At 56.3% G+C, this 18,028-nt stretch carries 18 protein-coding genes and 1 pseudogene; 16 read left to right on the top strand and 3 right to left on the bottom strand.

What is annotated here, in order from left to right; all coding sequences use genetic code 11:
- The first annotated feature begins 18 nt into the window (after nt 1-18).
- The 8 genes and pseudogenes from asnB (at nt 19) to hopBF1 (ending at nt 7,849) form a co-directional block, all read left to right on the top strand.
- Complete coding sequence (asnB, locus tag CJU81_RS20325; RefSeq protein WP_095037996.1) at nt 19-1,713, top strand: asparagine synthase (glutamine-hydrolyzing); 1,695 nt, start codon at nt 19-21, stop codon at nt 1,711-1,713.
- Between the two features lie 2 nt (nt 1,714-1,715).
- On the top strand, nt 1,716-3,089 hold the full coding sequence (locus CJU81_RS20330; protein WP_176464885.1) for an MATE family efflux transporter: 1,374 nt from the start codon (nt 1,716-1,718) through the stop codon (nt 3,087-3,089).
- Between the two features lie 9 nt (nt 3,090-3,098).
- On the top strand, nt 3,099-4,337 hold the full coding sequence (locus CJU81_RS20335; protein ID WP_095037998.1) for a saccharopine dehydrogenase family protein: 1,239 nt from the start codon (nt 3,099-3,101) through the stop codon (nt 4,335-4,337).
- A gap of 33 nt (nt 4,338-4,370) precedes the next feature.
- The gene (locus tag CJU81_RS20340; protein ID WP_141232617.1) at nt 4,371-5,780 is read left to right on the top strand and encodes a phenylacetate--CoA ligase family protein; all 1,410 of its coding nucleotides are present in this window, start codon (nt 4,371-4,373) and stop codon (nt 5,778-5,780) included.
- Nucleotides 5,781-5,834: 54 nt separating this feature from the next.
- A pseudogene (locus tag CJU81_RS24290) lies at nt 5,835-6,071 on the top strand (site-specific integrase); the annotation flags it as partial.
- A 22-nt stretch (nt 6,072-6,093) separates the two neighbouring features.
- Entirely contained in the window at nt 6,094-6,639 is a 546-nt protein-coding gene (folE, locus tag CJU81_RS20350; protein WP_019826593.1) for a GTP cyclohydrolase I FolE, read from the top strand.
- A 100-nt stretch (nt 6,640-6,739) separates the two neighbouring features.
- On the top strand, nt 6,740-7,111 hold the full coding sequence (locus CJU81_RS20355; RefSeq protein WP_095038000.1) for a glutathione S-transferase N-terminal domain-containing protein: 372 nt from the start codon (nt 6,740-6,742) through the stop codon (nt 7,109-7,111).
- A gap of 135 nt (nt 7,112-7,246) precedes the next feature.
- The gene (gene hopBF1 / locus CJU81_RS20360; RefSeq protein ID WP_176464886.1) at nt 7,247-7,849 is read left to right on the top strand and encodes a T3SS effector protein kinase HopBF1; all 603 of its coding nucleotides are present in this window, start codon (nt 7,247-7,249) and stop codon (nt 7,847-7,849) included.
- A gap of 32 nt (nt 7,850-7,881) precedes the next feature.
- Here hopBF1 and CJU81_RS20365 read toward each other — a convergent pair whose 3' ends face one another.
- Together CJU81_RS20365 and CJU81_RS20370 are read right to left on the bottom strand one after the other, a co-directional pair.
- Entirely contained in the window at nt 7,882-8,484 is a 603-nt protein-coding gene (locus tag CJU81_RS20365; RefSeq protein WP_095038001.1) for a glutathione S-transferase family protein, read from the bottom strand.
- Between the two features lie 10 nt (nt 8,485-8,494).
- On the bottom strand, nt 8,495-9,661 hold the full coding sequence (locus CJU81_RS20370) for an aminotransferase-like domain-containing protein (protein WP_095038002.1): 1,167 nt from the start codon (nt 9,659-9,661) through the stop codon (nt 8,495-8,497).
- 82 nt (nt 9,662-9,743) lie between these two features.
- Between CJU81_RS20370 and CJU81_RS20375 the strand changes: the two genes are divergently transcribed.
- From CJU81_RS20375 to CJU81_RS20385, 3 genes are all read left to right on the top strand, one after another.
- On the top strand, nt 9,744-10,184 hold the full coding sequence (locus tag CJU81_RS20375; protein ID WP_095028679.1) for a MarR family winged helix-turn-helix transcriptional regulator: 441 nt from the start codon (nt 9,744-9,746) through the stop codon (nt 10,182-10,184).
- A 287-nt stretch (nt 10,185-10,471) separates the two neighbouring features.
- Nucleotides 10,472-11,821, top strand: coding sequence for an NCS2 family permease (locus CJU81_RS20380; RefSeq protein ID WP_095038003.1), 1,350 nt, complete (start codon nt 10,472-10,474; stop codon nt 11,819-11,821).
- Between the two features lie 60 nt (nt 11,822-11,881).
- Nucleotides 11,882-12,508 carry a LysE family translocator gene (locus CJU81_RS20385; RefSeq protein ID WP_095028681.1) on the top strand — a complete coding sequence of 209 codons (627 nt, stop codon included), beginning with the start codon at nt 11,882-11,884 and terminating at the stop codon, nt 12,506-12,508.
- Between the two features lie 233 nt (nt 12,509-12,741).
- Here the strand turns inward: CJU81_RS20385 and uraH are convergent, their stop codons facing one another.
- The gene (gene uraH, locus CJU81_RS20390; protein ID WP_016781497.1) at nt 12,742-13,095 is read right to left on the bottom strand and encodes a hydroxyisourate hydrolase; all 354 of its coding nucleotides are present in this window, start codon (nt 13,093-13,095) and stop codon (nt 12,742-12,744) included.
- 372 nt (nt 13,096-13,467) lie between these two features.
- Between uraH and puuE the strand changes: the two genes are divergently transcribed.
- The 5 genes from puuE to CJU81_RS20415 all read left to right on the top strand — a co-directional run bounded on the left by puuE (nt 13,468) and on the right by CJU81_RS20415 (nt 17,961).
- The gene (gene puuE / locus CJU81_RS20395; RefSeq protein ID WP_016781498.1) at nt 13,468-14,397 is read left to right on the top strand and encodes an allantoinase PuuE; all 930 of its coding nucleotides are present in this window, start codon (nt 13,468-13,470) and stop codon (nt 14,395-14,397) included.
- The gene (uraD, locus tag CJU81_RS20400; RefSeq protein ID WP_095003468.1) at nt 14,394-14,909 is read left to right on the top strand and encodes a 2-oxo-4-hydroxy-4-carboxy-5-ureidoimidazoline decarboxylase; all 516 of its coding nucleotides are present in this window, start codon (nt 14,394-14,396) and stop codon (nt 14,907-14,909) included. The genes puuE and uraD overlap by 4 nt, the downstream gene beginning before the upstream one ends.
- 61 nt (nt 14,910-14,970) lie before the next feature.
- Nucleotides 14,971-15,966 (top strand): allantoicase, encoded by a 996-nt coding sequence (alc, locus tag CJU81_RS20405; protein WP_095038004.1) that lies wholly within the window; start codon nt 14,971-14,973, stop codon nt 15,964-15,966.
- 153 nt (nt 15,967-16,119) lie between these two features.
- Nucleotides 16,120-16,623, top strand: coding sequence for an ureidoglycolate lyase (locus tag CJU81_RS20410; protein ID WP_095028685.1), 504 nt, complete (start codon nt 16,120-16,122; stop codon nt 16,621-16,623).
- 48 nt (nt 16,624-16,671) lie between these two features.
- Complete coding sequence (locus CJU81_RS20415) at nt 16,672-17,961, top strand: urate hydroxylase PuuD (protein ID WP_095038005.1); 1,290 nt, start codon at nt 16,672-16,674, stop codon at nt 17,959-17,961.
- The last annotated feature ends 67 nt before the right edge of the window (nt 17,962-18,028 follow it).

The following is an 18,028-nucleotide window of genomic DNA, read 5'->3' on the forward strand; positions in this document are numbered from 1 at the left end:
CATTGCAAGGAGAAAGAGATGTGTGGACTGTTCGCTTCTTATGTGAAAAATGCTGATAAGAAAGTCAATAAACAACTTAACCTTCGCGCACTGGATAGTCTTAAGCATCGTGGGCCGGACTGGCAAGGCGCTTATTCGACAAGGGACGGCAAAGTCTTTCTCGGCCACAACTTGCTGTCGATATCGACCCCCCATGCTCACGAGGGTCGGCAACCTGCAAAAACCGATAAATCCGTCATGGTGTTCAATGGTGAGTTCTATAACCACCAAGACCTCCGGCAGCAACTCACGGCCCTCGGCATCGTTTTCGACGGAACCTCGGATACCGAGACGTTATTGCGCGGCATCGATAATCTTGGCTGGGGATTCCTGGACGCAGTGGAAGGTTGCTGGGCCCTGGTGCTCCATGACCTGGTTTCAGGAAAGCTGTTCTTCGCCCGCGATCCCCTTGGGGAAAAGCAACTGATCTATAAAGTCGACCCAAACGGTTTGACCCTGGCATCGGAAGCCAAGGCCATCGGCACCGTAGGAGGACCACTTGGACTCTCGGGCGAGCGTATATTCTCTGACCTTGTCTTCGACTTTTTTTCGAATCGTGAATCAACTTATTTCAACGGCCTGAAGAACTGCCTGCCCGGCAAGGTCTATCAGTACGATCCGCACCAGACGGCGCCGCAGGTGATTCATACAACCCGTCTGGGGCCCAACCGTCCGGTCACTCCCTTGAGGCGAACACTGGCCCATGCCGTCAGCTCCATGGTCCCCGAACATCACGCCCATGCCGTAGTGTTATCAGGGGGGCTGGACAGCAGCATCATTGCAAGCCTGCTGAAAACCGAAAGGCTGGACCAGCCCTTCGTGGCCATTACTGCCGCTTATGTCGACGGCGACAATGAAGACCTGCGTTGTGCCAAGCAACTCGCCAATCATCTCGGCCGCATCGATCATCATGTCCTGCAAATTGGCAGCGATGATATTGAACAACACTTCGAAGCCACGCAGCACGCCCTTGAAGAGCCGCTGCACGACCAGGTCTATGTGGCTCAATACCTCATCTACAAGCATATTTCGAACCTGGGCCTGAGGGTCGCGTTCAATGGCCAGGGCGCTGATGAATTCTGGGGCGGCTACTATCATCACTACAACCTGCAGAACCTCTACAGGTTGGCTGACCACGAACAAGTCATTAATCATTTTCATCATATCGCTGAACGAAGGGGCCTCCTGCACCTGCTGACCCGATCCGAGATCGGAACGCTTATCGAACATAATCTTGCATCTCGCTGGACCGACTCGACCACCCTGCAGAACATTCTTATGGAAGGTCATTTGCAAGCGATGCTCAGCCATGAAGACAAACTTTCAATGGCTTCAGGAGTAGAAGTTCGCCTGCCCTATTTGAACCAGGAACTGGTCAGGCATGCACTTGATCTTTCTAATGAAGAGAAAGTCCGCCACGGCATCGAGAAATCCCCCCTTCGAGCGGCCATGAAAGGCATCTTGCTCGACCAGATCCGCCTGCGTCGCAAGCAGGCATTCCCTGACGCACCGAAAACTGCCTACCTGAAATTACCCGCTCTTCAGCAGCTGGCTTCAACCAGCGGCTTCTTTTCAACAAGTGATATCAAACATATTGCTCAGGCCGCTCCTGCCATGGAATGGCGGATGAACGCGGTCAACGCCTTTTCAGGCGCCATCGCCAGGGGAATCTGAAGGTGGACGTTAAAGCGGGCGAAATCCTGAGAAGAGCGATCCCCCTCGGACTTGCCAATATGTCCGTAGTGCTCATGCCCCTGCTCGACTCAGTGATGCTGGGACAGCACGACATCTACAGCATGGCCTCCGGAGGACTGGCCATGCAGATCTACCTTATCCTGTTCATGCTGGGGGAAGGTATCGTGTTCGGTTTCGGACCTGTCTATGGCCGCTACCTTGATGCCGGTGACAACCAGAAAATGGCCAGCTGCAAGTTGGCTGTTTACCTTGTGCTGATAGCCTTTGCACTCGTTGCCTTTGTCATCCTGCTTTATGGACCGCAGATTCTCCTGAGCCTGCAACAGTCTCCAAGACTGGTAGACGAATCGCAGGATTATCTGATGTTGCTGGGCCTGGCGGTGCTGCCAAATCTGCTGTTCATACACTACTGGGAAATACTGGCCTTCCACGACCAGGGCAAATGGGTAGTTGCCGGCGCCATAATCCAGCTACTTACGAATACCTTGCTCAACTACATGTTGATCTATGGCAAATGGGGAGCGCCCGAGCTGGGGCTGCTGGGCTCGGGGATCGGTACCTTGGCGGCCTCTATTGTCGGTGCCGGGGTGCTTATGGTGCTCATGTCCACGTACACCTCCAGCCCAACAAGCCAGCTTGTACGTGATCTTTTGACCGTGCGCACATCCTTGCTGCCGCACATCGCAGAAGTGCTGAAAACAGGCTTGCCCATCGGCCTGGGCATCATCAGCACCGTGGCCTTCTTATCCGTCTCGGTGTTCCTCATGGGATGGTTCGGTGAACAAGCACTCGCAGCGCATCTGGCGATACTGCAAATCAATGAACTGATCGTCGTGTTCATATTGGGCTTCAACGAATACTGCGCGATACATGTGTCGTCCCATATCAGTACCGCTACGGGACGGGCACTGCGCAGTTTTCTGTTCAAGGTCGCAGTGACCGCACTCGGTTTCATCATGTCGTTGCTCGCACTGATATATCTCATCCGTTTTGAAATCTTTGCCCTGTTCCTTGGCCCCCGAACCGACGTAACCCTGCCTGTGTATACCGCAATGAACGAGTTCCTCTTGGTTTCCTTGCCCTTTTTGCTGGTCGACGCCTTGATCCTTCTGCTCACGGGTGTTCTCAGAGGATGCGAAATAACCCGATGGCCACTGGCATTGAACCTGGTGGGCTTCTGGCTATTTGGATTGATACCTCAGTTGTTGCTGGTCAAGGCCTGGCCCTCGACCCCATTAGTGGTGTGGATAGGCATGCAGACAGGATTTATCGCTACAGCCTTGGGCCTGACGGTTTTTTTCTTCAAATACAGTTGCGCGCCTGGCAACGAGCGCCAGTCACCAGGCCATCGATAGGGAGGCACCATGAATCATCAAGATCCGAATATTGTCATCATAGGTATGGGCACCGTGGGCAAAGTGCTTGCCAGCGCCTTTGCCAAAAAGCGTAACGCACGGACTTACAACCTTCACCTGATCGGACGGACAGAGCAGTCAACCCGCGACATCGCTGAACGAATCAGGGATTTATTTGCAATGCCTGCGCTGCGCCATGTTTGCGACGCCCGGCAAACAGACTCGCTGATAGAAAGACTCCTGGAGATCAATCCAGCTATCGTCATCAATGTCGCAACACCCGATACCCATGTCAGCGTGATGCGCGCCTGCCTGGAAGTTGGCGCACATTACCTGGATACAGCTGTATTCGAACTGCCCGGCGACTTCAATGTAGCCGCGCCCTGGTACAACCATGAATTGGCACTGCGCGAGCAATTTCGGCAGAAGGGACTGACCGCGATTCTTTCCATTGGCTTCGATCCGGGGGTAGTGAATGTGTTCTGCGCCAAAGTACGCAACGACTACCTCGATTGCATAGACTCCATCGATATTCTTTGTGCCAATGCCGGCGTCCATAATCAGTTCTTTGCAACCAACTTCAATGCAGCGGTCAACCTCAAGGAATTGTGTGAAAACACAGGCTATTGGCAACAGGGAGCATGGCACTCATCGCCCCCCTTTTCCCGAAGCATGGCATTCAACTTCCCAGCCATCGGCATGCAAAAACTGTATTCGGTAGGCCATGACGAAGTCCATTCACTGTCCGTGAACATACCCGAGGCCAGGATTGAATTCTGGATGCGGGTCGGGGATCAATTCCGGTCAACATTCGAGGTGCTGAAGAATGTCGGGATGCTCTCGCTCGCCCCAATCGAAGTGGGCGCAGAACGTATTTCACCGTTGGACTTCCTGGCCAGGGTCTTACCCTCACCGCAAACATTTGCCAACGAGTACCGGGGAACCGTATGCGTGGGTGCGCTGATAAGTGGCACCAAGATGGGCAAGCCTGAAACTGTCTTCATTCACAGCGTCTGCAATCACGAAGACTGCTACCAGGACCTCGAGACCCAGGTGACGGCCTATACCACCGCGCTTCCCGTCATGGCCGCGACGCTGCTGGTGCTTGACGGCGAATGGGACGTCGGAACCATGGTCCATCCGGAAGAGCTTCCCCCCGACCCATTTCTCAACAGGATTCGCGAGCTGGGCCTGAACTGGCACGTTACCTACCCATCCTCTCGACCCGAGCCGGCGTTCAATACATAACCCCATGAACTCGTTGACATGAGGAAGTTTCTTTTGAAGAAGCTAGATACTCAATCATTCACCTTTGGCCTTGAATCCATCCATAAAAATTCGCGTATGACCTTGCAGGAAGACTGCTATGACACGCTGGACATCCAGCGGCATATCCGCCGCCGCTGGCATCAGGAGCGCGACACGCTGATCGCCAGAAGCTACTGGACCGATGCGCAGAAAAAAGAGTACGTGCTGCAGCATCTGGCCGGGGTAGTCGATTATGCGTTCAACCAGATTCCCTTTTATCACGAGTATTACAAGGCCAGCGGCTATGAAACCGGAGCGCTCAGGTCGCTGGCGGATTTCGAATCGATCCCCACCCTCGATAAAAACATTTTGAGGAGCGTGCAGACCAAGGATTTCATCCCCCGCAGCCTGGCCGCAGAGGCCCCGGAAATGTTCTGGTCGAGTACTTCCGGCTCCAGCGGCGTTGCCTTGTCCATTCTCAGCGACCTGGACTCGGTATCCGACAACTCCCTGACCTACTACCGGATGTTCCAGCGCCTAAGCGGACCTGCTTTCAGTGCCGATCGCTGGATCTACAATATCCACCATATCAGGAGCTGGGTATCTTCGATGTCCGGCGACTACCCGACATTCACCCTGAATGATATCGCGGACGTCGAACAATTCGTCCTGCACATGGAACTTCTGCGCCCCGTTATCTTGAACATCCTGCCCAGCTACCTGCCGGTGATGGAACCTTACGCCAGGCGAATTGCCCAACTGCAGCTAAAAGCCATCATCACCAATTCGGAGGCCAGCTCTCGCCACGAGCGTGAGCATTATTCATCCATCTACCAAACGCCGGTGCTTGATGAATATTCATCGGAAGAGATCGGGATCATTGCCCTGGAGTGCCCCTACCGGCATTACCACCCGGAATTCGACTTTGCCCATGTCGAACTCAAAGACTTATCGCGCACTGGGTCGTCAGCACTGGCAACTGTCTACTGCACCGACTTCATGTGTAGAACCATGCCATTTATCCGCTATGACCACGGTGACATTGTTTCGGTCGCAGGGAATGACTCAAGCCTTTGCAAGTGCGGCAAGCACGGGCGAACCATCGAGCGCGTCGAGGGCCGAAAGGATGATTGCCTGCAGACTACCGGCAACCATTACGTGCCTGCCGCTGCCGTGACCAATGCCCTGGACAGCTTTTTCAATGCCGACCCCAATGTCTCTTCATTTCGGTTGATACAACGCGCCACCCTCATCGATTTCGTATTCATGTATACGGGGGCCGATACAGAGCAGATATCCCCATCCCTTCGTGCTTTTCTGGTGCAACTGCAGACCCTGTTGAAGATGCCTGTCCAGTTGAAAATCGAAAGAGTGGCAGCGTTGCCGGATACCTCGAGCTACAAACGTAAAAAGATTATTTCCGAAGCCCGAAAAAACGGTTGAAGAAGGCTGCTGCTTGCCCTTGCGCGGGTGGCTTGGGCCTGGGCTGACAGTCGGGAAATCAGGATCATGGCGCGCAGACAATGCAACGGACGCCATTCCTACGCTACCATGTGCCTTATGGCAGGCATGAACCCTGCGTTTATCGCCAATCAGCTTGGCCACAGCGTACAGATGTTGCTCTCGATCTACGCTAGATGGCTCAATTCCAGCATGGACTGGAGCGAGCTCGGGAAACTCGAAAACAGCATGATTGGTACAAAATTGGTACGACCCGACGAGGTACCACTATGAAACCCGCATGGAATATAGCCCTGTGACATTGGAACAAAACTACACCGCGATCCTCGGTCAACTCGGCGAAGACGTTTCCCGTGAAGGCCTGCTGGATACGCCAAAGCGTGCCGCCAAGGCCATGCAGTACCTTTGCCGCGGCTATGAACAAACCCTGGAAGAAGTCACCAACGGTGCCTTGTTCAGCTCAGACAACAGCGAAATGGTGCTGGTCAAGGACATCGAGTTGTACTCGCTGTGCGAACACCACCTGCTGCCGTTTATCGGCAAGGCCCATGTCGCCTACATTCCGAGCGGCAAAGTGCTGGGCTTGTCGAAAGTGGCGCGTATTGTCGATATGTACGCCCGCCGCCTGCAGATCCAGGAAAACCTCAGCCGCCAGATTGCCGACGCAGTGATGCAAGTCACTGGCGCCCTGGGCGTTGCCGTGGTGATCGAGGCCAAGCACATGTGCATGATGATGCGCGGTGTCGAGAAGCAGAATTCGTCGATGATCACCTCGGTGATGCTGGGTGAGTTCCGCGAAAACGCCGCCACGCGCAGCGAGTTTCTCAGCCTGATCAAGTAATTGACGGCAGCAAAAGACCGGCGTTTATCGCCGGTTTTTTTTCGCCTGCCGATTTTCAGGTAAGCTTCGCCCCTTCTTATTTGCCCATGAGGCTTTTACTGTGTTTATCAAAGCGCTTCGCGTAGGCCTGGGTCAACTCATCATCGCTGGCGATTTCGTGACACGTCCAAGCAAAAAGCAGCGCCCTGCCGCCGCTCAGGCACAGGTCGACCAGGCAGCCAAGGGCCTGACACTTTATCAGTTCCATGCCTGCCCGTTCTGTGTGAAAACCCGCCGCACCCTGCGCCGTCTGAATGTGCCAGTGGCCCTGCGTGACGCGAAGAACAACGAGCAGGATCGCCAGACCCTGCTGGAGCAAGGTGGCAAGATAAAAGTGCCTTGCCTGCGCATCGAAGAAGGCGGCAAAACCACCTGGATGTATGAGTCCAAGGTGATCATTGATTACCTGAACCAGCGTTTTGCCAACGCTTGACGGCAGATTGCCATGAATCGGGGCGCGGCTGAAATCTCAGGAACCGGTCCCACTCTGCTCCCCACTCACTGTTTGAAGCAGCCATTCAACTGCAGGAAAACAGAAACCACATCGGTTTATAGAGTGAGGAGCTACATGTTCATCTCAAACTTGGCTGTAACCCCCAGTCATCACAATGCTACGGCCAGGGCCGCATCCGGCATGTTCAAGGAAATAACAGCTCTGGGGCAAAAGATCGGCAGCGGCAGCCAGAAGGACGTGTTCCATTTCGAGCAAGCCCCCCGCCAGTGCATTTGCCTGTTTCGCCCAGGTACGACCGGCAGTATCCAAGCAGAGCAATATGCTGCGAAAGAATTAGCAACGACCAAGCAATTGAAAGAACTGGGCTTTCCAGTCGTTGACGCTCACGCCCTGGTGAAATACGGAAGTGCTGTGGGCCTATCAAAAGACTTCATTCATGACGCACTGGATTCCGAAGACATTGTTCAAAACCGCCAAAGCCTGCCAACAAAAGCGTATTTCAACGAAAACGTGATCAATGACTGCAAGTCCATCATCAGCAAACTGAAAAGCCATAGTTTGCATATCGATGACCTGCAATTCCTTATCACCACCCAAGGCCGTGTGCTGATCAATGACCCCCGTGATGCCATATACTCCTCTCCCGAGAAAAGCATCAGTAAGGTCAATGAACTGCGAGCTCATGCACTGAACAACTTGCTCGTCGACAGTGACTGACCGCTAAACCCGCGGCCATTTCATCGATAAGCTCAATCAAGCATCCCCACATGCCGCGGATGACTGGCAACCCGCGCAAGCCAGGCCTGGATACCCGGGTAGCCGCTCAGGTCAAACCCGCCCTGATGGGCAACATGGGTATAGGCATACAACGTCACGTCCGCAATCGAATACTGCTCACCCACCAGATACGGCGTGCGGTTGAGCTGTTGCTCCATCACGTCCAGCGCCTTGTACCCGCGTTTTTGCAGCTTGCGGTACTCCTCAAGACGCTCTTCGGGCAGCCCCAGGTAAAACTGGATAAAGCGCGCCACCGCAATGTAAGGCTCATGACTGTACTGCTCGAAAAACTGCCATTGCAGCACCTGGGTGCGCAAGCGCGGTTCGGCCGGCAAAAACTCGCTGCCGTCGGCCAGGTAGTTGAGAATCGCGTTGGACTCCCACAGACACGTACCGTCTTCCAGCTCCAGCACCGGTACTTTGCCGTTGGGGTTTTTCGCCAGAAACTCCGGGGTCTCGGTTTCACCCTTGAGGATATCCACCGCAAACCACTGATACTCAAGCCCCAGCAAATGCAGCATCAGCTTGATCTTGTAGCAGTTGCCCGAATTGTAATCGCCATAAACCTTGAGCATAGCGCCTCCCTTAGGCTGCCTGGGCAGCCTGTGCCTGACGAATCACGTTGGCCAGACGCTTGAGACCTTCATGCAGGCGCGCCGGATCGATGTGACTGAAGTTCAGGCGCAAGCTACCCACGTTCTGATCCGGGTTGGCGAAGAACGGCTCACCCGGCATAAAGGCCACGTTTTGCTCCAGCGCAGGCTTGAGCAGAGTGCGGGTATCGAACGGCTGCTTGAGGGTCAGCCAGAAGAACAAGCCACCCTGTGGCACATGCCAGTCAGCCAGGTCCGAAAAGTGCTCTTCCAGCGCCAGCTGAAAACCGTCACGGCGCACTCGGTAGAAATCACGCAGTTCGGCCAGGTGATTAGTCATTTTCTCGGTGCCGATCCACTGCAAGGCTTGCCACTGGCCAACACGGTTGGTGTGCAGGTCAGCTGATTGTTTGAGGCGCAGCAAGTGCGGGAACAGGTCAGGGCTGGCAATCAGGAAACCGACGCGCAGGCCCGGCAACAGGGTTTTGGACACGGTGCCGGTGTAGATCCAGCTGGCTTTTTTCAGGCGGCTGACAATCGGCGTGGCGCTGCCGCCGTCGAAGTTCAGCTCGCGGTACGGTTCGTCTTCGATCAGGGTTACGTCGAACTCGTCGAGCAAGGCCGCTACGGCGTCACGTTTGGTTTCGCTATAACGCACGGCAGACGGGTTCTGGAATGTCGGGATCAGGTAGATAAACGCCGGGCTGTGTTTTTCCAGCTGTACACGCAACGCAGCCAGGTCCGGGCCATCGGCTTGCAACGGGAACGTCAGGCATTCGGCGCCGAACAATTGAAAGATTTGCAGCGCCGCCAGGTAGGTCGGTGCTTCGAGCATGATTTCCGTGCCCTTGTCGATATACAGCTTGGCCGCCAGATCCAGCGCCTGCTGCGAACCGCTGAGTACCATCACCTGGCTGGCATCGCAATTCACGCCCAGCGCACGGGCTTCTGCAGCCAGCACTTCACGCAGTGCCGGCTCGCCTTCGCTCATGCCGTACTGGCCCATCGAGGCAGGCATATCGGTCCAGTCAACCTTGGGCAGCATGGCCTCGGCCGGTAGTCCGCCAGCGAAAGACATGACTTCCGGACGTTGGGCCGCAGCCAGAATTTCACGAATCAAAGAGCTTTTCAGGCGGGAAACACGTTCGGAGAAGGCCATACAGATCACCGGTAGCGGAAGTAATTGGAAATAAGTCAAACTGGTTGACCGAAACTACGCCGCGAAGCCTAGATACGTCAATATGCTTGACCTTAAAAATCCGACCACTCAGCGTGCCGCCATGGAAGCCTTCTTCTTTGGCTATCAAGCATTTACCGCCAAGGCGGATGAAATGCTGGCACGTCGTGGGCTGAGTCGGGTGCATCAGCGTATTGTTTTTTTTATCGCCCACTACCCGGGTGTCAGCGTCAAGGAACTGCTGAGCTTGCTGGGCGTGAGCAAACAGGCACTCAACACGCCTTTGCGCCAGTTGATTGAAATGGACCTGGTGCGCAGCGTTGCGCCCGAGACCGACAAGCGCAAACGCTTGCTGGAGCTGACTGCAGACGGTGTGGCTTTCGAAAAAAGCCTGCGCCGCGAGCAAGTCAAACTGCTGCAAAGGGTGTTCGCCCAGGCAGGTGAAGATGCGGTGAATGGCTGGCTGGCGATCAATCATGCCCTGGGCCAGAGCCGACAGCTTTAAAGCAGGGCTCCTGAGGGCACTGGCTTGTTGTGGGAGCGTGTTTGCCCGCGATACAGGCACCACAGTACTCAAGTTGCACCGCAGCGATCCCATCACGAGCAAGCCCGCTCCCACAGAAAACTGACGTCCACCCATCACTTTTCGAAGACAACTTAAAAAACATTATTTGCTTTTTTTGTATACAAAAGCATAATTCACCTCACTTGCGTTCTTGACCTAAAAGTCAGAAAACCCATCTCTCGCCTCAACCAGTGCCCTTAAAAACAATAAAAGCCTGAGGAATCACCGTGGACAGCCAAAAGTCAGAAATACCCGTCGTTGAACTTGCACCGCCCTCCTCCCGTGGCTGGCTGGAGCGCCTGTTCAAACTGTCGCTGCATGGCACCACGGTCAAAACCGAACTGATCGCCGGGTTGACCACCTTTATCACAATGGCCTACATCATCTTCGTCAACCCCAACATCATGGCCGATGCAGGCATCGATCATGGCGCCGCGTTTGTCGCGACCTGTATCGCCGCCGCCCTCGGCAGCCTGTTGATGGGGCTTTACGCCAACTGGCCGGTAGGCCTGGCGCCAGGTATGGGGCTGAATGCGTTTTTTACTTACACCGTGGTCGGCACCATGGGCTACAGCTGGGAAACGGCACTGGGTGCGGTATTTGTCTCCGGCGTGCTGTTTTTGATTCTGACCCTGTCGCGGGTACGTGAATGGCTGCTCAACAGCATTCCCGTCAGTCTGCGCTACGCCATGGGCGCAGGGGTGGGTTTGTTTCTGGGGATCATCGGCCTGAAAACCTCGGGCATCATCGTTGACAGCCCGGCCACCCTGATCAAGCTCGGCTCGTTGCGCGACCCGGCGCCGTTGCTGGCAGCCCTGTGCTTTTTGATGATTGCAATCTTGAGTTATCACCGCGTCTTCGGCGCCATTCTGATCAGTATCATCGCCGTAACCCTGGCTGGCTGGGGTCTGGATCTGGTGCATTACAACGGCATTATGTCGGCACCGCCTAGCCTGGCACCGACCTGGATGGCCATGGACCTCAAGGGTGTATTCAATATCAGCATGATCAGCGTGGTGCTGGCCTTTCTGTTTGTACACATGTTCGACACCGCTGGCACTCTGATGGGCGTGGCCCAGCGTGCCGGGCTGGTCAAGGCCGACGGCAGGATCGAAAACCTGTCCCGGGCCCTCAAGGCGGACAGCGCCTCCAGCGTGTTCGGCGCCGTGGTCGGCGTGCCGCCCGTGACCAGCTATGTCGAAAGTGCCGCCGGCGTTGCGGCGGGCGGGCGCACCGGGCTCACCGCCGTCACCGTAGGCGTGCTGTTTGTCGCCGCGATGTTCTTTGCCCCGCTGGCTGGCATGATCCCCGCTTACGCCACTGCAGGCGCACTGATTTACGTGGCCATGCTGATGATGGGCGGCATGCAGCATATCAACTGGGACGAACCCACTGACTGCATCCCGGCCATTGTGACCGTGATCATGATGCCGCTGACCTTCTCGGTCGCCGACGGCATTGCCCTGGGCTTTATCAGTTATGTGGCACTCAAGGCCGGCACCGGCAAATATCGGGAAATTTCCGTCAGCCTGTGGGTGCTCTGCGCTATTTTCATCGCCAAGTTTATTTACCTGTAAACCGGGCGGTATCAATCGGCCCCGCAATGATGCGGGGCCTTTGTTGTTTGGGAGGAAGTGATGAGTCTGGAAACCTGGCTGCTGTTCAGCAGCGCGGCATTGGTGGTAATCCTGATTCCGGGGCCGCTGTCGTTATTGATGATCAGCAACAGTCTGAACTACGGCTTGCGCCGCTCTTACCCGGCCTTTCTGGGCGGTGTGTTTGCCTCTATCTGCCTGCTCAGTGCTTCGGCCCTGGGCCTGGGCGCACTGCTGCTGGCTTCGGAAAAACTGTTCAGCGCACTGAAGATCGTCGGTGCGCTGTATCTGTTTTACCTGGCCTGGCAAAGCTGGAAACAATCGCGCCAGCCAGCCACCGTCACCAACGTGCCGGACGCTGCACCAATACCGCGCTTTGGCGCCCTGTTTGGGCGCGCATTTGTGCTGGGCGCGAGCAACCCGAAAGACATTCTGTTTTTCGCCGCGTTCCTGCCGCAGTTCCTCAACCCCGACTTGCCGTTCCTCAACCAGTTACTGGTGATGATCGCCACCTGGACCGTACTCGACCTGTTGTGCAAGCTGGCCTACGGCCTGGGTGCCCACGGTGCGGCGGGCTACCTGCGCAGCGGCAAGGGCCAGAGCTGGTTCAACCGGGTCAGTGCCGGGTTGTTTGGCGTGGCGGGTACGGCGTCGTTGCTGAGCCGTTAATCGTTAACCTGTAGTCGCTGGAACGAAGGCTGCGATCGGCGGCGAAGCCGTCGTAAAACCTGAGTTCTCGATGTATCTGATACGCCGGGGTGTCTGGCTTTACGACGGCTTCGCCGCCGATCGCAGCCTCGCTTCGCTCCTCAGCGACTACAAAACATCAGCGCTTATCCGGCAGGCAAAAAAAAGCCCGCAGTGTGAGCGGGCAAATAACCACATGCGCAGATCGAAAACGGCTAGCTACCGCGATAGGTCGAGTAGCTGTACGGCGAAATCAGTAGCGGTACATGGTAGTGATCCTGCTCGGCACTGATCCCGAAACGCAGTACCACCACATCCAGAAACGCCGGCTCCGGCAATTTCACACCCCGTGCGCGGTAGTAATCACCGGCACTGAACTGTACCTGGTAAACCCCCGAACGGTAGGCATCCCCCTCCAGCAATGGCGCGTCGCAACGGCCATCGCTATTGGTCAGCGCTGTAGCGACCAACTCCAGCCCCGAACCTTCAACCCGATACAACTCGACCTTGATCGAGCTGCCCGGGCAGCCGTGTGCGGCATCCAAAACGTGCGTAGTCAAACGTCCCATTGATTGTGCGACCTCCCGAGTCGTGAAAAAAACGGCTGCCGCCCTCTTTTGGCTCACCAAAAGGCACGACGAAGACACGATTAAGACATTTATCAAAAAAATTGTACACAATTAAAAATGACAATCTGCGCCCCCCCGAAGCTACGGGGCCTGCACGGCATTAATCGTCAAAGCCGCAGTCCTTAGAGACCTTTCGCCCATAAACTGACCAATCAGGCAGGTTTCTTGCAAGTACTCTTTCTGTACAAATCGTGATAGAAATAGGAAAAATCAGGGTTACAAATAAAATCTAAAGTTGTATACAATCAGCTCATCGCAGTGACGCCAGGTCTGGCCAATCGACTGTTACCACGAACAATAAGGAAGACTGCAGTGAGCGCTGACTACCCACGCGACCTGATTGGTTACGGTCCAAACCCTCCACATCCGCATTGGCCGGGCAACGCCCGTATCGCCCTGTCTTTTGTACTCAACTACGAAGAAGGCGGCGAACGCAACATCCTGCACGGTGACAAGGAGTCGGAAGCTTTCCTGTCGGAAATGGTGTCGGCCCAGCCGCTGCAGGGCGAGCGCAACATGAGCATGGAGTCGCTGTACGAGTACGGCAGCCGTGCCGGCGTGTGGCGCATCCTCAAGCTGTTTCGCGAGTTCGATATTCCGCTCACGGTGTTTGCCGTGGCAATGGCCGCCCAGCGTCACCCGGATGTAATCCGCGCCATGGTCGCCGCCGGCCACGAGATTTGCAGCCACGGCTACCGCTGGATCGACTACCAGTACATGGACGAAGCGCAAGAGCGTGAACACATGCTCGAAGCCATCCGCATCCTCACCGAAATCAGCGGCGAACGCCCGCTGGGCTGGTACACCGGCCGCACCGGCCCCAATACCCGGCGCCTGGTAATGGAAGAAGGCGGCTTTTTGTATGACTGCGATACCTATGATGACGACCTGCCCTACTGGGAGCCCAACAACCCTACCGGCAAGCCGCACCTGGTGATCCCCTACACCCTGGATACCAATGACATGCGCTTTACCCAGGTGCAGGGCTTCAACACCGGAGAGCAATTCTTCCAGTACCTCAAGGATGCTTTCGATGTGCTGTACGCCGAAGGCGCAGAGTCGCCGAAAATGCTTTCCATCGGCCTGCATTGCCGCCTCATTGGCCGCCCTGCGCGTCTCGCCGCCCTCAAGCGTTTTATCGAATACGCCAAGAGTCACGAGCAGGTCTGGTTCACCCGTCGTGTGGACATTGCCCGCCACTGGCACGCCACCCACCCTTTTGTTGCAGAGACCGCCAAATGAGCGCCTTCAAGACCCTCAAGCCTTCACAACTGAGCCGTGAAGCCTTCGTGGCGGCTTTTGCCGATATCTACGAACACTCGCCCTGGGTTGCCGAAAAGGCCTACGACCTGGGCCTGGACAGCAGCGTCGATCAGATCGAAACCCTGCACCAGCGCATGAGTGACATTTTGTTGAGCGCCGATCACGCCAGCCAGCTGGCACTGATCAACGCTCACCCGGACCTGGCCGGCAAAGCAGCCGTCCAGGGCCAACTGACCGAAGCCAGCACCAACGAACAAGCTGGCGCCGGTATTCACCAATGCACGGCCGAAGAGTTTCAACGCTTCACCGAGCTGAACGACGCCTACAAAGCCAAGTTCAAGTTTCCCTTCATCATGGCGGTAAAAGGCAGCGACCGGCACCAGATCCTCGCCGCGTTCGAAACCCGCATCCACAACCCGGCAGACGTCGAGTTCAAATGCGCGTTGGCAGAAATCAACAAAATCGCCCTGTTCCGATTACTCCAGCTCTAAGCCGAACCGGCATGTGCCGATGACGCATCTCCAGCCACTCATTTAAAGGCAGACAAGAAGAATGAAAGCTTACGCCGTACCTTTCGAGAAGTTCGTCAACCTGGCCGATGCCCGCCTGGGCACCAAAATCGTTTCGGTAACCGATGACTGGTTTGCCGACGCCAACCGCATGTTCCAGCCGACCCCGGCCGTATGGAAGGAGGGCGTTTTCGATGATAACGGCAAGTGGATGGACGGCTGGGAGTCCCGCCGCAAGCGCTTTGAAGGCTATGACAGTGCCGTCATCCGTCTTGGCGTTCCGGGCTCGATCAAGGGTGTGGACATCGACACTTCATTCTTCACCGGCAACTTTCCGCCATCGGCCTCGCTGGAAGCCTGCTTCCTGGCCTCGGGCGAACCAAATGAAAACACCCAGTGGGTGGAAGTACTGTCGGCCGTCGAGCTGCAGGGCAACAGCCATCACTACCACGAAATCAACAACGACCAGGCATTCAGCCACCTGCGTTTCAACATCTTCCCGGATGGTGGCGTAGCGCGTCTGCGTGTTTACGGCGTGCCGTTCCGCGACTGGTCGGCAGTGGGCGACAACGAACAGGTCGACCTGGCCGCAGCCCTTAACGGTGGCCGCGCCCTCGCCTGCTCCGACGAACACTTCGGCCGCATGAGCAACATCCTCAACCCGGGCCGTGGCATCAACATGGGCGACGGCTGGGAGACTGCACGTCGTCGTACCCCGGGCAATGACTGGGTCATCGTAGCGCTGGGTCACCCGGGCGAGATCGAAAAAATCATCGTCGACACCCTGCACTTCAAGGGCAACTACCCCGACAGCTGCTCGATCCAGGGCGCGTTCGTCAAGGGCGGTACCGACAGCCAGATCGAAACCCAGTCGCTGTTCTGGCGTGAGCTGCTGCCGAGCCAAAAAATGGAAATGCACGCTGAACACACCTACAGCGAGCAACTGAAAAACCTCGGCCCGATCACCCACATTCGCCTCAACCTGTTCCCGGATGGTGGTGTAAGCCGCATCCGCGTATTGGGCAAAGTAGCGAAGTAATGCTGAGCCTGTAGTCGCTGCCGCAGGCTGTGAAGGGTTGCGGAGCAACCCGTTGTCTCAAGGCCCTGCGATTCATCCCGGGGCTCGAAGCCTGCGCCAGCGACTACAAAAGCAACACGATTACCTGACAGAAACCCGAATAAGAAGACCACCATGCGCACATTGATGATTGAACCACTGACCAAAGAAGCCTTCGCCCCGTTCGGTGACGTGATTGAAACCGATGGCAGCGACCACTTCATGATCAACAACGGTTCGACCATGCGCTTTCATCGTCTGGCCGAGGTCGAAACGGCTACGCCAGAGGACAAGGCGATCATCAGCATTTTCCGCGCCGAGGCGCAGGACATGCCGTTTACCGTACGCATGCTGGAGCGCCATCCGCTGGGCAGCCAGGCTTTTATACCGCTGCTCGGCAACCCCTTTCTGATCGTGGTCGCGCCCGTTGGCGACGAACCTGTATCGGGCCTGGTCCGCGCCTTTGTCAGTAATGGCAGGCAGGGCATTAATTACCATCGCGGCGTCTGGCACCACCCGGTGCTGACGATCGAAAAGCGGGATGACTTCCTGGTGGTTGATCGCAGTGGCAGCGGCAATAACTGCGATGAGCATTTCTTTAAAGAGGATCAGTTGTTGTTCCTCGCCCCCCACCAATAAGAGAAGGTCCAACACTCACAAAAGAGTGACGGGCAAGAGGTAAAGACTGTGGAAGCACATCTAATGGAATGGCTGAATCTGAGCGTGCGCTGGATTCATATGATTACCGGTGTGGCCTGGATTGGCGCGTCGTTTTATTTCGTCTGGCTGGAGAACAACCTTAACCGGGCCAACCCCAAGGATGGCCTTGCTGGCGATCTATGGGCGATTCACGGCGGCGGTATTTACCACCTCGAAAAATACAAACTGGCCCCTCCCACCATGCCGGAAAACCTGCACTGGTTTAAATGGGAAGCCTATTTCACCTGGATGTCGGGCATCGCCCTGCTCTGTCTGGTGTTCTACTTCAACCCCGCGCTGTACCTGATTGCTCCGGGCAGCAGCATGAGCGGCCCTGAAGCGGTTGCCATCGGTATCGGTTCGCTGATTGCCGGCTGGTTCGTTTACGACTTTCTGTGCGACTCCGCCCTGGGCAAACGCCCGGCGTTGCTCGGTTTTGTCCTGTTTGTGCTGCTGGTTGCAGCAGCGTTCGGCCTGAGCAAAGTGTTCAGCGGGCGCGGTGCATACCTGCACGTGGGCGCCATTATCGGCACCATCATGGTCGGCAACGTATTCCGCACCATCATGCCGGCACAACGTGCCCTGGTCGCCGCGATCAAGGAAGGCCGCAGCCCTGACCCGGCACTGCCGGCCAAAGGCCTGCTGCGTTCGCGACACAACAACTACTTCACCTTGCCAGTGCTGTTCATCATGATCAGCAACCACTTCCCGAGCACCTACGGCAGCCAGTACAACTGGTTGATCCTGGCCGGGATTGCGGTGCTGGCAGTGCTGGTACGTCACTACTTCAACACCCGCCACGACAGCCACAAATATGCCTGGACCTTGCCGGTTGCGGCACTGGGGATGATTTGCCTGGCTTACGTTACCGGTCCAAAGCCTGTGTCGACAGCGCCAGAAACCGCCAAGGTGATCAAGCACCAACCGCTGCCGGAAACCGCCCTGGGCGGGGTCAAGGCTGCAGATGCTCCGCCAGTTGCACCGGCACCGGCACCTGCTGCAGCGCCAGTGGCCAGCGTTGATTTTGAACAAGTGCACAAGGTGATCCAGGAGCGCTGCACGGTCTGTCATTCCGCCACCCCAAGCAGCCCGTTGTTCAGTGCGGCCCCGGCGGGCGTGATGTTCGACACCGCGCAACAGATCCAGCTGATGGCCCCGCGCATTCAGGCTCAGGCTGTTGTCACGCCGATCATGCCGTTGGGCAACATCACTCAGATGACCCAACAGGAACGTGACCTGGTCGGTGCCTGGATCAATGCAGGAGCCCGGACCAACTGACGCACAGCCTTTGCGGTCGCCGCCCCCGCTGCGACCGCAAGAACACACCACTAGCTCACAACAATAA

Origin of the sequence: Pseudomonas fragi (genome assembly GCF_002269505.1) — a bacterium.
In the GTDB taxonomy this organism is placed as follows: Bacteria; Pseudomonadota; Gammaproteobacteria; order Pseudomonadales; family Pseudomonadaceae; genus Aquipseudomonas; species Aquipseudomonas fragi_D.

Excerpts from the sequence above, each read along its gene's own strand:
- asnB (WP_095037996.1), top strand. The coding sequence starts at position 19 with ATGTGTGGACTGTTCGCTTCTTATGTGAAAAATGCTGATAAGAAAGTC.
- CJU81_RS20410 (WP_095028685.1), top strand. The coding sequence starts at position 16,120 with ATGCGCACATTGATGATTGAACCACTGACCAAAGAAGCCTTCGCCCCG.
- alc (WP_095038004.1), top strand. The coding sequence starts at position 14,971 with ATGAAAGCTTACGCCGTACCTTTCGAGAAGTTCGTCAACCTGGCCGAT.
- CJU81_RS20335 (WP_095037998.1), top strand. The coding sequence starts at position 3,099 with ATGAATCATCAAGATCCGAATATTGTCATCATAGGTATGGGCACCGTG.
- uraD (WP_095003468.1), top strand. The coding sequence starts at position 14,394 with ATGAGCGCCTTCAAGACCCTCAAGCCTTCACAACTGAGCCGTGAAGCC.
- CJU81_RS20375 (WP_095028679.1), top strand. The coding sequence starts at position 9,744 with ATGCTTGACCTTAAAAATCCGACCACTCAGCGTGCCGCCATGGAAGCC.
- CJU81_RS20385 (WP_095028681.1), top strand. The coding sequence starts at position 11,882 with ATGAGTCTGGAAACCTGGCTGCTGTTCAGCAGCGCGGCATTGGTGGTA.
- hopBF1 (WP_176464886.1), top strand. The coding sequence starts at position 7,247 with ATGTTCATCTCAAACTTGGCTGTAACCCCCAGTCATCACAATGCTACG.
- uraH (WP_016781497.1), bottom strand. The coding sequence starts at position 13,095 with ATGGGACGTTTGACTACGCACGTTTTGGATGCCGCACACGGCTGCCCG.
- CJU81_RS20370 (WP_095038002.1), bottom strand. The coding sequence starts at position 9,661 with ATGGCCTTCTCCGAACGTGTTTCCCGCCTGAAAAGCTCTTTGATTCGT.
- CJU81_RS20365 (WP_095038001.1), bottom strand. The coding sequence starts at position 8,484 with ATGCTCAAGGTTTATGGCGATTACAATTCGGGCAACTGCTACAAGATC.